Annotated in this window: 14 protein-coding genes; 8 read left to right on the forward strand and 6 right to left on the reverse strand. The window is 70.4% G+C overall.

Going from position 1 to position 14,479, the window contains the following annotated elements; all coding sequences use genetic code 11:
- From ACNFOC_RS06255 to ACNFOC_RS06265, 3 genes are all read left to right on the forward strand, one after another.
- Positions 1–924: an STM4011 family radical SAM protein gene (locus tag ACNFOC_RS06255; RefSeq protein WP_416957443.1), complete on the forward strand. Its 924-nt coding sequence runs from the start codon at positions 1–3 to the stop codon at positions 922–924.
- Positions 925–1,093: 169 nt separating this feature from the next.
- Complete coding sequence (locus tag ACNFOC_RS06260) at positions 1,094–1,429, forward strand: helix-turn-helix domain-containing protein (RefSeq protein ID WP_416957445.1); 336 nt, start codon at positions 1,094–1,096, stop codon at positions 1,427–1,429.
- A 331-nt stretch (positions 1,430–1,760) separates the two neighbouring features.
- Positions 1,761–2,237, forward strand: coding sequence for a hypothetical protein (locus ACNFOC_RS06265; protein WP_416957447.1), 477 nt, complete (start codon positions 1,761–1,763; stop codon positions 2,235–2,237).
- Positions 2,238–2,784: 547 nt separating this feature from the next.
- On the opposite strand, the gene ACNFOC_RS06270 is transcribed toward ACNFOC_RS06265, so the two are convergent.
- Positions 2,785–3,621, reverse strand: coding sequence for a helix-turn-helix domain-containing protein (locus ACNFOC_RS06270; RefSeq protein WP_416957449.1), 837 nt, complete (start codon positions 3,619–3,621; stop codon positions 2,785–2,787).
- A 112-nt stretch (positions 3,622–3,733) separates the two neighbouring features.
- Here ACNFOC_RS06270 and ACNFOC_RS06275 point away from each other — a divergent pair, with 112 nt between their 5' ends.
- The gene (locus tag ACNFOC_RS06275; protein ID WP_416957451.1) at positions 3,734–4,327 is read left to right on the forward strand and encodes an NADPH-dependent FMN reductase; all 594 of its coding nucleotides are present in this window, start codon (positions 3,734–3,736) and stop codon (positions 4,325–4,327) included.
- On the opposite strand, the gene ACNFOC_RS06280 is transcribed toward ACNFOC_RS06275, so the two are convergent.
- Complete coding sequence (locus ACNFOC_RS06280) at positions 4,315–6,621, reverse strand: FUSC family protein (RefSeq protein WP_416957453.1); 2,307 nt, start codon at positions 6,619–6,621, stop codon at positions 4,315–4,317. The genes ACNFOC_RS06275 and ACNFOC_RS06280 overlap by 13 nt on opposite strands.
- Positions 6,622–6,898: 277 nt before the next feature.
- On the opposite strand from ACNFOC_RS06280, the gene ACNFOC_RS06285 reads away from it, so the two are divergent.
- Positions 6,899–7,864: an NAD(P)H-dependent flavin oxidoreductase gene (locus tag ACNFOC_RS06285; RefSeq protein ID WP_416957455.1), complete on the forward strand. Its 966-nt coding sequence runs from the start codon at positions 6,899–6,901 to the stop codon at positions 7,862–7,864.
- 103 nt (positions 7,865–7,967) lie between these two features.
- Positions 7,968–8,780: a class I SAM-dependent methyltransferase gene (locus ACNFOC_RS06290; RefSeq protein ID WP_416957457.1), complete on the forward strand. Its 813-nt coding sequence runs from the start codon at positions 7,968–7,970 to the stop codon at positions 8,778–8,780.
- 13 nt (positions 8,781–8,793) lie between these two features.
- Here ACNFOC_RS06290 and ACNFOC_RS06295 read toward each other — a convergent pair whose 3' ends face one another.
- From ACNFOC_RS06295 to ACNFOC_RS06310, 4 genes are all read right to left on the reverse strand, one after another.
- Complete coding sequence (locus ACNFOC_RS06295) at positions 8,794–9,891, reverse strand: barstar family protein (RefSeq protein WP_416957458.1); 1,098 nt, start codon at positions 9,889–9,891, stop codon at positions 8,794–8,796.
- Positions 9,892–9,911: 20 nt separating this feature from the next.
- Positions 9,912–10,565 carry a class I SAM-dependent methyltransferase gene (locus ACNFOC_RS06300; protein WP_416957460.1) on the reverse strand — a complete coding sequence of 218 codons (654 nt, stop codon included), beginning with the start codon at positions 10,563–10,565 and terminating at the stop codon, positions 9,912–9,914.
- 133 nt (positions 10,566–10,698) lie between these two features.
- A complete protein-coding gene (locus ACNFOC_RS06305; RefSeq protein WP_416957462.1) occupies positions 10,699–12,060 on the reverse strand; it encodes a hypothetical protein in 1,362 nt (453 codons plus the stop codon).
- A gap of 169 nt (positions 12,061–12,229) precedes the next feature.
- The gene (locus tag ACNFOC_RS06310; protein ID WP_416957464.1) at positions 12,230–12,736 is read right to left on the reverse strand and encodes a cupin domain-containing protein; all 507 of its coding nucleotides are present in this window, start codon (positions 12,734–12,736) and stop codon (positions 12,230–12,232) included.
- A 164-nt stretch (positions 12,737–12,900) separates the two neighbouring features.
- Between ACNFOC_RS06310 and ACNFOC_RS06315 the strand changes: the two genes are divergently transcribed.
- Together ACNFOC_RS06315 and ACNFOC_RS06320 are read left to right on the forward strand one after the other, a co-directional pair.
- A complete protein-coding gene (locus ACNFOC_RS06315; protein ID WP_416957466.1) occupies positions 12,901–13,380 on the forward strand; it encodes an RrF2 family transcriptional regulator in 480 nt (159 codons plus the stop codon).
- Positions 13,377–14,447 (forward strand): DsbA family oxidoreductase, encoded by a 1,071-nt coding sequence (locus ACNFOC_RS06320; RefSeq protein WP_416957468.1) that lies wholly within the window; start codon positions 13,377–13,379, stop codon positions 14,445–14,447. Before ACNFOC_RS06315 ends, ACNFOC_RS06320 begins: the two co-directional genes overlap by 4 nt.
- Positions 14,448–14,479 lie beyond the last annotated feature (32 nt).

Genomic DNA, 14,479 nt, shown 5'->3' on the forward strand with positions numbered 1-14,479 from the left:
ATGGATCTCACCGTCCTGTACCGGGGGCCGCTCGCGTCCTGCGACTACGACTGCCCCTACTGCCCGTTCGCCAAGCGACGCGACTCGACCGCCCAACTCCGCGCGGACCGGGAGGCGTTGGAGCGCTTCGCGCGGTGGGCGACGGACAGCGAGGACGACCTGTCGCTCCTGTTCACGCCGTGGGGCGAGGGGTTGGTCCGCTCCTGGTACCGGCGCACCCTGACCGAGCTGTCCCGGCTGCCGCACGTGCGCCGGGTCGCCATCCAGACCAACCTGAGCTGCCGGACGGGCTGGCTCGCCGAGGCCGACCTCGACACGCTCGCCCTGTGGTGCACCTACCACCCGGGCCAGACCCCCTACGACCGTTTCCTCGCCAAGTGCCGTGAACTGGCCGACCGCGGGGTGCGCTTCAGTGTCGGCGTGGTCGGCCTGCCCGCCCATCTGACGGCGGCCCGCCGACTCCGCGACGACCTGCCCCCGCACGTCTACCTCTGGATCAACGCCGCCGAGGGACACACCTACGACGACGCCGAGGCCGGCGACTGGACCGCGCTCGACCCTCTCTTCCCGTACAGCCGGCACCCGCACCGCAGTGCCGGACTTCCGTGCCGTACCGGCGAGTCCGTGATCTCGGTCGACGGCGCCGGCACGGTCCGCCGCTGTCACTTCGTCCGGGACGAGCTGGGGAACCTGTACGACGGTTCCTACCGGGCGGCGTTGCGGCCGCGCGCGTGTCCGCTGGCCGTCTGCGACTGCCACATCGGCTATGTCCACCTGGAGTCTCTGCCCCTGTACGACGTCTTCGCGGGCGGTGTCCTGGAGCGGGTGCCATCCGCCCTTCCCCGACAGGGCACCGCGCGTGCCATCCAGATCACGGCGCGGGCGATGTCCGGCGAAGGCGGCGGCGAGGGATCGGTCCGCTGACAGGGCGGGTTCGGGGACGGCGTCAACCTCCCTCTGCTGGAGCTACATGTACTTCCGGTATGTACTTCCGGTATGTACTTCCGGTGGGATTCGCGGGCTACTCGGCAAGGGAACTGGCAAAAGTCGGCGCCTCGTTGACGAACCGGGTGCCGGACCGGGGCCCGCACTGATGTCCCCGGACCACTTCCAGCGCAGCTTCCGCGCCGCGTACGGGGAGACGCCGTACAGCTGTCTCATGACCCGGCGGATCGAGTGGGCGAAGGCTCTGCTGCGGCGCGGCGACCTCAGCGTGACCGAGGTGTGCATGGCCGTCGGCTGCTCCACGACGACCTGGTACGGGCCGAGCCGGTCGGCAGCCAGCAGTGGCGGGCCAACCTGCGCAGCGGTGCGACCGTCACGGGACAGGTCCAGGTGCGTGACGCAGGCCCGCGGCGGCATCACGCGGGCCGGTTCCGGGCTTCCGTTCTCGCGCACCGACAACGTCCTGGAACCCCAACTACACTGACAGGACGGCTAGTTCAGGGCAGAGACGCACGATTCCGTACAGGCCACGCAACCGTCCCGCCGTACACACCCAGTCCCCGCCGTGCACACCAGTCCCGCAGACCTGCCTTTGGCACACCGGGCAACCCACGTCGCCCATCCGATCCGCAGCCTCGCGTACACAGTCGGCCAGATTTCAACTGTGTCGTTCCGTGTTGCTCGCGTATCAATGGGGATCGTAAGTTCCGACGGACCGTCAGATCCGATCCCCCGCAGTGTGCCCGCACCCACTCGGCCCGGGGTCGCCATCCCACACATGGCACTCCCACCAACGGGAAGGGAACACGATCCCCATGAAGAGATTGACCACGGGTGCGGCACTCACGGCCGGCGTCATCGCCGCCACGACGCTGGCCTTCGCACCCACCGCGTCCGCCGCCGTCACCCCGGGCTCCGCCACCATCACCGCCGCCTGCGGCATCTTCGGCGGCGGTACGGCCACGTTGACCGCGACCCAGGTCAGCAGTACTTCGGCCACCATCACCCTCAGCTCAAGCGCCATCACCACGCCGCTCGCCCTGTCGGCGAACTCCATCAGCTCCACGCTCACCATGACCAACTCCACCGGCGCCAACCGGGTGTTCAGCGGCACCGTCAACCCGGCCATACCCGCAGGCGGCGCGGTGACCGTCGGTCCGCTTCCCGGCACCGTGGCCGTCGGCGACAGCCTGGACTTCTACAAGGGCTCGCTGAAGATGGTCATCTTCGGCATCTCCGTCACCTGCACGTCGAACGCCGCTCAGTCGCCTGGGCCCTTCGTCTTCAGCTGAGCCTACCGTGAGTGAGTGATTCGTTCCCGATGCCGCAAGAACTGACGGACCTGATGATCTGCCATGTTCTTGCGGCATCTCCACCGGCTTCAGCGCAGCGCACCACCTGAACACCAGGAGAGCCCTTCCTCCTGAGTGACGGTCGGCTGCTGCGGGCCGCCTCAGGCTCATCCCGTTGCCCCTTCGGCGCGGATCCCGGTCCCACCCCGCTCAAACTGCGGGCGTGAACTACGCGAGAACTACGCGAGCACGGAACGGACATGCTCAACGGCGCCCGCGAAGTTTGCCCAACAACCGCCGGGCCTGGGCCTGGCGGCGCGGGTCGGCAGCGGCTCGGCGTACTTGTTCCACTGTGCGTCGCCCCTGAGGACTCCTGGCGAACCGCTTGATGCGCTCCATTACGCCCGACATGACGCTCCTCTCCTCAAAGCACCGCGTTCATCGCACCCTGTCAATCGTTCATCGCACCGCGTTCATCACTGTCTCGACTACCCCCGCCCCGCCGACTCAGCCCTGTCACCTGGTGGTTGCGGAGTTCCGAGGTGTGTCAGGAGATGACCCGAAGCCGCCCGTGGGACCCGCGGCGGAGTTGGTCGAGGGCCTGCGCCGTGCTGTCGTCCGCAGACAGGAGGACGATCAACTGCTGTGCGTCCAAAGGGAGTTCGAGGGTCTCGCGGAGCAGTCGGAGTTCACACCCGGAGGGGTGGCTGAGGCGGAGCGCCGCACGTCGGGGAACCACGTGCCGGTTCAGGCGGCGTGTGAAGTCGGGGCCGGCGACGCGGACGAGTTCCGTGGTGAACCACTCGGAGTTCTCCACGGACGGTCCGCGCCACAGGTCGAAGGCCTGCTCGTCCGCGATGTCGTCCCAGTCGGTGAAGAACGTCCGTGCGCGGGGGTCGGTGAAGACGAAGCGCGTCAGATTCGGTGTATCGCCGTCGAGCAGTCCGGTTCCGCGCGTCACCGACTCGTAGCCGCTGGTGTGGGCGAGGACGTCGCCCAGCCGGTTGGTGACCATGGCGATCCCCGGTTCCAGCAGGCGGAGCGTCTCCAGGATGGACGGGCGGACCTCCCGGCGCGGCGGCACGGGCCGAGTGCCGGCGGAGCACTCGCCGCCGGTGATCTTCGTGAGGTAGCGCAGATGGTCGCGTTCCGACGAGTCGAGGCTGAGCGCGTCGGCGAGCGCGTTCACCACCGCCACCGACGGATTGCGGTCACGGCCCTGTTCGATGCGGGTCAGGTACTCCACGCTGATGCCGGCCCGCGCGGCGAGATCCGAGCGCCGTAGACCCGGTGAACGGCGGCGGCCGTGATCGGGCAGTCCCAGCGATCGCGGCTGGATCCTGTCTCGCGTGGTCCGGATGAAATCCCCCAACGGCGAACCCATGCCGTGAGCATACGGCGCCGCCCGGCGGCCGCGGAGTGCTCAGCGTGGCCCTGCGGGGGCCAGCCTGAGCACGGTCTGGCTGGGAGCCCGGTGCCGTCCGATCGTGGTGGGCATGGAGAACAGACCTCAGCTGGTGATCATCGTCGGAAGCACTCGTGAAGGACGGTTCGGCCCCGTTGTGGCCTCGTGGGTCGAGGAACAGGTCGGCCTGCACGGTCTTTTCGAGGTGGAGGTCGTCGATCTGGCCGCCGTCGACATCCCGTTGGTGCTGCCCGCGGCTTCGCCGAAGTACGCCGGCGACGACTACCCCCGCCCGGCCGGGATGGCGGCACTGACGTCTGCGCTGACGCGCTCCGACGCCTTCATCGTGGTCACGCCGGAGTACAACCACAGCTATCCCGCGTCTTTGAAGGCGGCCATCGACTGGCACTTCACCCAGTGGGCGGCCAAGCCCGTCGCCTTCGTCAGCTACGGCGGTGCCGCGGGTGGCCGACACGCGGTGCTGCACCTGGAGAACGTGCTGACCGAACTCCACGCGGTGACGATTCGCGACGGCCTCTCCTTCCCGAACTACTTCACGGCGTGGCAGGACGGTCGTCCGCTCGATCCCCAGTCCCCTGTCCACGCCCGCACAGTGCTCGACCAGTTGGCCTGGTGGGCGGTGGCACTCCGTTCGGCCCGGGACGCCGTTCCCTACCCGGGGTGAACGGCCGGTTCGCTCGGCTTCGCCGCGGCCGCCAGGCCGGGCTGGAGGCGGCGGGCCGCGTTGAGGTGGTCGGCGGTCCAGATGATGCGGACGGCTGTCGCCGTGGCGTGTCCGTCGTCGCCGCGCAGGTCACGGCGCAGGGAGTGGACCAGGCGTGCCTCCGCCCCGGGGTCGCGTGCGAGCGGAGTGGGCACGACGGTGTGCCGGCCGAGGCCTACAGCCAGTTCGCGGTACCAGTCGGCGAGCCGGCCGACGGTGTCGAGCAGGGTGAGCCGGGCCTCGGAACGGTCGGGTTCCATCGGTTCCTCACCGCCGTTGCGCTGCCACAGTTCCAGTACCGCGTCCGAGGCGAGGCGCAGCCCTACGATCCCGGTGACCAGGGTGGTCATGTCGGACAGCCGCACCGGCTTGGCGCCGCGTTCGGCGAGGTAGCTGCGGAAGGCGTCGTCGAGCCGGCGGGCCGCGGCGGCCGCCTGCCGGCCCGCCTCCAGTGGGGCATCGGTCGGGATGCAGCCGATGGTGCAGCGACTGGCCGCGTACTCCACGGCGTCGGCGAGGTAGCGGGCGCTCTCGGTGTACGCCGCCGACAGCGCCCGGTCCACGGCGGCCGCGGCGCCGCGCGGCCAGAAGAACAGGCCCACCAGGACGCTCACCCCGCAACCGAGGGCGATGTCCTCGATCCGCAGCAGCACGATGTGCCAGTCGGGGTCCTGGCCGATGTTGAACAGGATGACCAGGGTGACGGTGAAGGCCGCCTGGCCCGCCGCGAACGAGATGGCGGCGGGCGCGATGCCGGCGACGAGCACGGCGACGGGGAGCAGGAACCAGAGCACGGTGCTGTGGTGCCCGATGAGCTGGAGCAGTCCGGTCCCGATGAGCGAACCGGCGAGCGTGCCGCCCAGGGCCCGGAGCGCGTTCTGCCCGGTGTTGAGCGCGTTGGAACGCAGCACCGACAGGGTTCCCAGCAGGATCCAGAACGAGTGCTGGGCACTTGTCACGTTCGCCAGGGCCACCGCGATGCCGAGGCCGAGCGCACCCCGGAGACTGTTGTGCAGCCACACCGAGCGCGGCTCCAGGTGGGCGGCGGCGCGCTCGACGGCGGAGGCCAGCGGCTGTGTCAGTGCGCCGGGTTCCGTGCCCAGCAACCGCTCGGGCCAGCTGCGGCGCTCGGCTGCCGCGGCCAGGTCCACGTTGCCGGCGATCTGGAGGGTGGCGTACCCCAACTCCTGGGCGCGGAACGACAGATCGAGGGTTTCGATGAAGGCGCGGACTTCGGACTCCGTGCCGGGTTTCGGCCGGTGCACGGGCAGCCGGTGGGTGGCGCGGAGTTCCATGCCGTCCATGGCCGTACGCAGGTTCACGAGGGCGGTGCGGAGGGCGTCGGGCGCGTTGCGCGGCGCGTCGAGCATGTCGGCCGCCTCGTCCAGGGTCGCGGCCGCCGCACGCCGTACGGCGTGCGCGTCGGCGTCGCAGGCTCCCCGGTCCTCCAGCGGCGGGCCGCTCTCGGCCACGATGGCGCTCAGCCAGGTCAGTTCGTCGACCAGCCGGACCAGAGCGCGGGAACCGGCGGACAGACCTGTGGGCCGGTAGAGCGTGGCGTCGAAGGCGGTGCGCAGCTCCGCCGCCGCGGCGGCGGCCTGACCGGCGGTGACCTCGCACTGCCGGGTGGTGGCAGCGTCCGGCCCGCCGGCCAACCACGAGGCGTCGGTACGCAGTTGCGCCGCGGCCGCGCGGCAGACCCGGGCGGCGGGCGCGCTGAGCGGGTCCGCGGCGGGGCGGGGCCACAGCAGCGAGATCGCGAGCATGGCGGCAGCCGCCGCGAGGCCCGCTCCGGCGAGCCGGTCGGGCAACTGTGACAGCGGGGCGGGCGAGGTCACCGGGAGGATGAAGGCCAGCAGCAGCGCGGTCGTCGCGCCTGCGAGGACGGAGCTGACCACACCCGAGAAGAGCAGCAGGAAGCCCACCACGACCATGACGGTCACCGCGAGCCAGGTCGTCCGGGCCACCAGCGTGCCGAGGCAGATGAGTACCGCCCAGGCCACGGCCAGACCCACGTGCGCCCGCAGGCGCTGCACCATGGGTCCGGTGAACTCCACGAGCAGAAGCATCGAGAACGAACCGAACGCCGCGTAGGTCGCCATCGTCGAGGAATGCAGCACCTGGCTGCACAGGGCGAACAGCGCGGGCATCACCAGCGCGGTGCGCGCGGCCCGGCGAGTGGCCACGAGTCCCGGATCGTGGTCGCGCAGCCAGGTGGGGATCCGCCCGGGCAGACCGCGCCAAGGTACGTCCATACGTTCGCGCACCTCCTGTCGGCACAGCGCACATGTGCCCCGCCGTTCACGAGTATCCGGCATTCACGGTGCCCGCACAGTGCGCCGCGTGGAGGTCCGGGGCGTGGGGGTGGTGGGACGGCGGTCGCGCTCGCCGCGGTGAGGAGGGTGGCTGTCTCGGATGGGGACCGTTGCTCGCCCGGTCCAGGGGCGACCAGCCTGCGCCGTGTCTCGCGGCGAAGCGACTCATATCCGCCGCCCTTCAGCTCGTACGCCGACAAGGGTCATGATGGTGGTTATGGCGTTGTCGACGGCGTTCACGAAGCTGTTCGGTGTGCAACACCCCATCGCACTGGCCCCGATGGGCGGATCAGCCGGCGGCGCACTGACCGCGGCAGTCTCCCGCGGAGGCGGACTGGGGCTGCTGGGCAGTGGAAACGGCGACCGCGACTGGCTGGCCCGCGAAGTGGCGATCGTCGCCGAACAGACCACAGAACCCTGGGGAATCGGGTTTCTCACCTGGCAGATCGATATCGACGCGGTTGAGCACGCACTGGAGCACAACCCCATCGCCGTGATGCTGTCCTTCGGGGACCCGAGCCCGTTCGCCGAACGGATACGCCGGGCAGGTGCGGCGCTGATCATTCAGGTGACCGACCTGGAGGAAGCCCGGCGAGCGGTGGACCTGGGTGCCGACGTCATCGTGGCCCAGGGATCCGAGAGCGGCGGGCACGGCGCCCGGCACGGTCGCTCCACCCTGCCGTTCGTGCCGGTCGTCGTGGATCTCGCGGCTCCCGTGCCGGTGCTCGCCGCCGGCGGCATCGCCGACGGCCGTGGCCTGGCCGCCGCGCTCGCCCTCGGAGCCGCCGGAGCACTCATCGGCACCCGCTTCCAGGCCACGGCCGAAGCCCTGGTCGACCCCTCGGTCAGCACAGCCATCGTTCAGGCGCGCGGCGAGGACACCGAGCGCAACAGCATCCTCGACATCGCCCGGAACTCCCCCTGGCCGAGGAAGTACACCGCCCGCACTCTCGGCCATCCCTTCCTCGACGAGTGGCGCGGCCGCGAGACCGAACTCACCACCGACCCCCACGACGTCAGAGAGGCCTACCAAGTCGCCCTGTCACAGGGCGACTTGCCTTCTCTGCCGGTGTGGGCCGGCGAAGCCGTCGGCCTCATCAACGACCTGCCCACCGCAGCCGACCTCGTCAACACCCTTGCCACACAGGCCGAGGACGCCCTCGCCCGCGCCGGCAAGGAGTGAGCCAACCGCACCGGACCGGGCGCCGTCCTTCTCTCATTCCGCGGACAGCGATCGCCCTGTGCGCCCTGTGTCCCGCACGGCGGGCGCCCGGCACAGTGGAACCATGACAGCGGGATTCAGCGGCGAAGTGGCCCAGTACTACGCGAAGTACCGACGTGGATACCCTGCCCAGGTCTTCGACACCCTGCAGGAAACCTTCCAGCTCTCACAGGCCGACACCGTGCTCGACATGGGGTGTGGCACCGGCCAGCTCACCCTGCCCCTCGCACCCCGCGTCCGCTCAGTGGTGGGAGTCGACCCGGAACCCGACATGCTGCAACTGGCCCGCCACGCCGCGCAGACCCAGGAGATCCGCAACGCCACCTGGATGCTGGGCGCCGACACCGAACTCCCGGCGCTGGGCGAGCTGTTGGGAGAACAGTCGCTGGCGCTGATGGTCGTCGGACAGGCGCTCCACTGGATGCGCCACGAGGAACTCTTCCACGCCGCCGCACCGCTCCTGCGTACCGGCGGAGGCATCGCGGTGATCTCCAACGGGACGCCGTTGTGGTTGCAGGGCACCCCGTGGTCCCGGGCTCTGCGTGCCTACCTCGAGGAATGGATGGGCACCCCGCTGACGGCGACCTGCGGCACCAGCAGCAATGACCGGCTGAGGTATGCGGAGGCACTTCGGTCCGCGGGATACGACGGCGTGCGCGAAATGGCCGTCGAATACCGCGACGAGCTCACCTTCGACCAGCTGTACGGCGGAGTCTGCTCCGCGATTCCCGCCGAACGGCTGCCCGCACCGGACGAGCCCGACATCCTCGCCGAACACATCCTGCAAGCACTCCCCACCGGCGAACCGTTCGCCGAGGAAGTACGAGTGACCATCCTCGTGGGACAAGCCGAGACCGAGCACAGGAACACCCCATGAACCGCTCACCCGCTCACTCCACGGCGACGCGCATCCCGCCCTCAGCAAGCGCGTCGAGAGTCTCGGCCATCAGGTCGTAGGGCCGCCCGTCCGGTGACAGGACGTGGGACAGGTGCTCGTGCGCGGTCGCGGCGTTCCGCCAGAGCAGCGTTGCCGGGGCGGTGTGGCCGAAGGCGCCGCGCAGACAGTCGTCCAGCGCGGCCCGACCCCCACCGAAGTAGCCGCCCGGGCCGTTCACCGCCTCGCCGAGTGCCAGGTAGAGGCCCGGGACGTCGGTGATGTACCGGCCGTCGAGTTCGTAGGCGTGGCCCGCGGGCCGGTCATGGCGAGGGCGCCGGCATCCCCGCTCCTGGACGAGGTCGAGCCAGGTCCCACGGCGACGAGTGTCGAGGGCGGCCCAGGCGCCCGGGCCGTCCGGCGGCCCGGTGAGCCAGCGGTCCCACACCGTCCTGGCGTGTTCGGGAACGGGCTCGAGCAACTCCCCGTCGAGTTCGAGGTCGATCAGGTCCGGCCCGGAGGAGGACGGACGCCAGGCGCTGACACTGGTCGACAGCGGGCGTTCGGTGAGCAACTCGCCCCGACCGTCCCGTATTTCCAGGACTGCTTCCTCCAGATTCAGTGACCGCCGGGTGCCCTTCAGCAGCGCGGCCCGCAGGTGGTCGCTTTGAGCGAGCCCCCGCAGCACGAGCGGTGGAACCACCCGGTCCGGCGGCAGGATGCGTACGAACTCCTGGCAGGAGCCCAGCCATTGGTGTTCGTCGTGTACGCGGACGGGACCCCGGTACCCCTCGGGCGGGCCCTCGTAGTCGTCCAGGCCGGTGAGTACGAGACTGCCCGTCCCCCGAGACCGGCCCGCGCTCTCCGCGTCCTCCAACAACCAGGGCTCGAGTGTCCCGTCGTCCGGTACCAGCCACACCCTGCTACCGACCCAGCCCTGGACGGCGACTGCTTCCGGGACCCAGCCGAACAGTTCGTAGGTCCCACGCACGGACTCTCCAAAGAGCCCGTCCACCGCGTCGCACACGCCCCAGACCCGGCCGCGCTTCGTCTCCGTCAGTGTGTACCGGCCCTGCCTGTGGTCGTTCCTGTCCCCGTGCACGGAGGAAATCATGCCTGGCCCAGGAGCAGACCTCATCTCCCGGCGGGCTTTCGGGCGAGGAACTGGATCCCCGTCGAGTCATGGCCGTTCATCGTGGGCACCGTGATGGTCCGCGTGCTGACGATTTCGAACTCCGCGAGCAGAGCGGTGAGCCATTCGCGGGAGTGGTGGCGGCAGACGGCGCCGTCGCCGGTCTCGAAGACGCCATAACTGCCGTAGAGAGTCCCGTAGTTGTTGTAACGGTCGCGGTTGCGTTCGTCGTGCTGCAGGAGGAGGTCGCTGATGTAGAGGAATCCTCCGGGCATGAGGATGCGGTTCAGTTCGGCGATCAGACGGCGTTGGGTCTCGTCGCCGGGGACGCAGGTCAGCACGGCGAAGAGCAGTATGGCGTCGAACTCGGCGTGCGGGGTGGGCCAGGTCGGCGGGTTATCAAGAATGGTGAAGTGCCGTGCGGGGTGCAGGTGTTGGGCCCGTCTGATCATCTCCGGTGACGTGTCGGCGCCCGTCAGGTTGGCGAAACCATGCTGTTCGAGTTCCGCCATGGTGCGGCCGTAGCCGCATCCGTAGTCGAGAATCGCGGCCTGCCTGTCGATCCCGCGCAGCCAGGGCGGGTGGAGTGGGTGCGTGAACGTCTTCGTCGCCGCGGCGGCGTTCCAGTAGGGGATCTGGCTGTGCGGGTCGGACATGGCGGACGCCTTCCTTGTGCGTGACGTCAAGGGAGAGTGCCGGACACACTGCACCACCCCCAGGCCGCAGTTGCTCACTGCCGAAGGACCGCGGGTCCTTGGCCCTAGCCACCGCACCCCCGCAACCCCCGCGTCACACGTCGGCCTCGCTCAGAATCCGGCACATCCGACTGCGCGGCAGTACGGAGTTCGCGGCGGCATCGTCGGCGACGTCAGGGGTTGGGTCCGCAAGGAGTTGGTTCAGCAGGGCAGCTGTGGCTCGGGGGTGGCGGGCGACTCCTCTGCGGAGGAACGGCTCCGGCGCGGCCGCCAGTTGGAGGAGGGCCGTCACCGGTAGTTCGGGGTCCTGTAGGGCGACGTAGCGGACGCGGGGGTCCAGTTCGGTGACGAACGTGCGGAGCAAGTGGCGCGGGAAGTTGGGGTGTTCGACGAGCTGTAGCCGGATGTGGAATTCGTCGCCGTGGGCGCGTACGAGACGTTCCAGGACTTCCGGCGGTGTGTCCGGGCGGCGTGCCGCCGTGCGGCGGACCTTGATGTCCGGGTCGTCGTCCAACCGGCGCCACGCCTCCTCGGGCAGGTCCCGGCAGGACGCCAGTACGCGTCGGAACACCGGCTGGCGGCAGTCCAGATAGGTCAGCCGCTCGTCGAGGGGCTCCTCGCGCAGCCAACTCGGTTCGGTGAAGCACCAGTTCAGTGCCGTTCGGGCCGCGGTGCTTCCGGCCTCTCGTTCAGCTTCCACGAGCGCGTACAGCCGATCCCTCGTTTCGGCGTTCACGTGGCGGCTCTGCGCGACCGCCACGCGCACGTTCGGGTCGTCGATGTCCAAGAGCTGGGCGACCATGTCGGCGGACAGGTGCGGGTTTCCGGCTACGGCCTCACGGATCTCCTCGTCCTCGGTCCGCATCAGCTCGGCGAACTGGTCGGCCGTGAGCGGGACGTAGAACGCCACGTTGGCTCGCACGGCCGGGTCGGCGACACATCGGTCCGTCCATTCCGGTGGGACGCCCGGTTGTGGCCGCACGGTGGCGGCTGCCCGGACCCGCGGATCCGGGTCGGCGAGCAGTGCGGCCTGGACCGTCATCGGCCGGTCGTGCCAGGCCTGCGCGACCGCGGTGCGGAGCTTCGGATCACGTGCGCCGGCAAGCGCCGTTCGGGGCCGGCCGTAGACCTTCTCCAGGTCCGCGATGCCGACCTCCACCTCGCGGTCCACACTGTGCCGGACGGAGTCCGCGCGCGCGTCGCGGATCGCCGGATCCGGATGTTCGGCGATCCTGCGGCGCATCCCGGAGGAGATCCGGTCCCTTCGAAGCATCGTCGCGGCGCCACCGCCGCCGTGCGTCAACAGGGCCTCGACCACGGCGTCCGCCAGCTGCCCGCGGCGCATCGACAGCCCGTGCCGACCGGCCGGGTGAGCGGCCAGCCGCACCAGGACGTCTTCGGGAGCGGCCGGGTTGCGCGCGAGCCCGGAGAGCTGTGGATGCCCGAGAGAGGTCATGCGGTCAACCTAGTCGGGCCATGGTCGACCCTGCGCGCGAGCCTTCCCGCGTTGGCCGATCGGGCGGGGGATGTGGAGGCGAGTTGGACTGGTCCCACCGATGGAAAGGCCCATGCCTCCCGGGAGTTGGAACGTCCGTCGACCCCAACTCCACACACGAGCCGACACCTCAGGACTCCCCCGCTCCCAGCACATACAGCCCCGGAAGGTTCACCACGATCGCCTCCTGCGTGCTGCGCGCGATCACCACCACGGCCTCCTCCGCCGGGTCCGGATTCTCCTCGCGGTGCGGCACGAACGGCGGGACGAAGATGTAGTCCCCCGGGGACGTGCGCAGACGGATCTCCTCCGGCTGTGGGCCCGCGTCGTCGAGGAAGACGAACTCCGGGTGCCCGCTCACCACGTAGATGGCGGTCTCGGATTCGCCGTGGTGATGGTCGGAGGACGCGGTCGAGGGGGCCACGTGGGTCTGGCCCATCCACAGCTTCTCGGAGCCGACCGTCCTGCCGCTCACCGCGGCGAACCTGCGCATGCCACCGCTCTGTGCGGTGTCGCCGTCGAGGGCGTCGGCGCGGACGTGGTGCAGGCGGGTGCGAAGGGGGGCCGCCGACTGCCCTGCGGCGTCGTGGAGATGGGGGTGGAAACCTTCGCCGGGGGTTGTCAACGGCTCGCTCATGGTTGGCGACGCTAGAGCCGCCCCGAAAAGGATGTCAAGAGGTGTCCATTGTGCTTCACCTGCGGCAATGTTCCCGCAATGTACGAGGGGGCGGATGAGTGGAAGGCGTGAGGGGAACCCTGGGAAGTCCTCGTGACGGGGCGCGCGTCGGGCATCATGTGCGCATGCATATTTCCGCGAAGGCGGACTACGCCACGCGGGCCCTGTTGGAGCTCGCCTGCGAACCTGCCCGTCCGCTCACGTGTGAGGCGATCGCCTCCTCGCAGCAGATCCCGTTCCGGTTCCTGAAGTCCGTGGTGGGCGAGTTGCGCAGAGCCGGTCTGGTGCGCAGCCAGCGCGGCTGCGAGGGCGGGTACTGGCTCGGCCGGCCCGCCGACGAGATCACGCTCCTGGACGTCGCGCGCGCCGTGGACGGCGAGTTGATCACCCTCCGCGGCGAACCGCTGGCCGGACTCGACTACCCCGGCCCCGCCTCCGGCCTGCCCGGGGTGTGGCGCCGGATCGAGGCCGAAGCCGCCGCCGTCCTGGGCGGCACGACCCTGGCCACGCTGCTGCCCGCGACCGAGGACGAGCACGCCCCGGGTGAGCGCCCCTCGGCCGAACGCGCTCCGGGCGAACACCTCACCCGCCGGGGAGCCGCATGACCATCGGCGTCGACGCGGGCCGACCGCTCCTGGAGATCGTCGAGTACACCGACCCCCTGTGTCCCTGGGCCTGGGGTTCCGAGCCCGTGTTCCGCCGCCTCCGCGCGGCGCTGACCGGCAATACCCGGGTCCACTGGCGCCGCGTCTACTGCATCCTCTTCGACCACGACGACGAACCCGCACCCGACCTGGCCGCGGAGACCGCCTGGTACGCGCGCTACGTCGAGGACATCAGCGCCCACACCCACGCACCGCGAGCACTCCGCCTGAGCCGCGTCGCCGCGAGTTCCTGGCCGGCCTCGCTGGTCGCCAAGGCCGCCGAGGCGCAGGGTCCACAGGTCGCCGATCGGGTGCTACGGCGGCTGCGGGAGAGCGTGTTCGTGCTCGGGGAACCCGCGGACACTCCCGAGTCGGCGCTGGCCGCCGTGTCGGGCGTACCCGGCCTCGATGCCGACCGGCTCGCGACCGACGCGGCGTCGCCCGACGTCCTGGCGAAGGTACGCGCCGACCATGCCGAGGCGCGCCGCCCCGTCGACGAGGTGCTGTCGGTGCACGGCTGCGATTCGCCTCATCCCGGCGCCGCCAAGGAGACCCCTGACGGCCAACACCGGTACGCGCTACCGACGTTGCTCGTGCGCACCGCCGGGCGCCACCGCGCCGTGCCCGGCTGGCGACCGTACGAGGAGTACGTCTCGGCCATCACCGAGCTCAGCCCCGGGCTGCTGCCCACGCCCACGACGCCGAACGCCGGGTCGCCACTCAGGCCCACGACGACGAACCCGGCGAAGGCGCCCGCACCCACAACACCCCACCCGACAACGGCACTCGAGCACTACCGCACCCTGACCGGACCGGAGCGCGCGCTGCTGACCGGCGACGGCCCCTGGCCCCCGCCCGGCGCCGTCCGCGTCGACACCGGCAACGGCCCTCTGTGGCTGCACCCGGACGAGGCCGCGGTGCACCCCGCCACCGCCGGCGTTCGTCGAATGGATGATGGGGTTGCCCCTCGGCCACATCACGGGCGTGCCGGGCCTGTCCCGCCCCGCCCAGCTCAAGGCGTTGGGTAACGGCGTCGTCCCCCAACAGGCCGCACACGCGC

The organism is Streptomyces colwelliae (assembly GCF_048158785.1).
GTDB lineage: Bacteria > Actinomycetota > Actinomycetes > Streptomycetales > Streptomycetaceae > Streptomyces.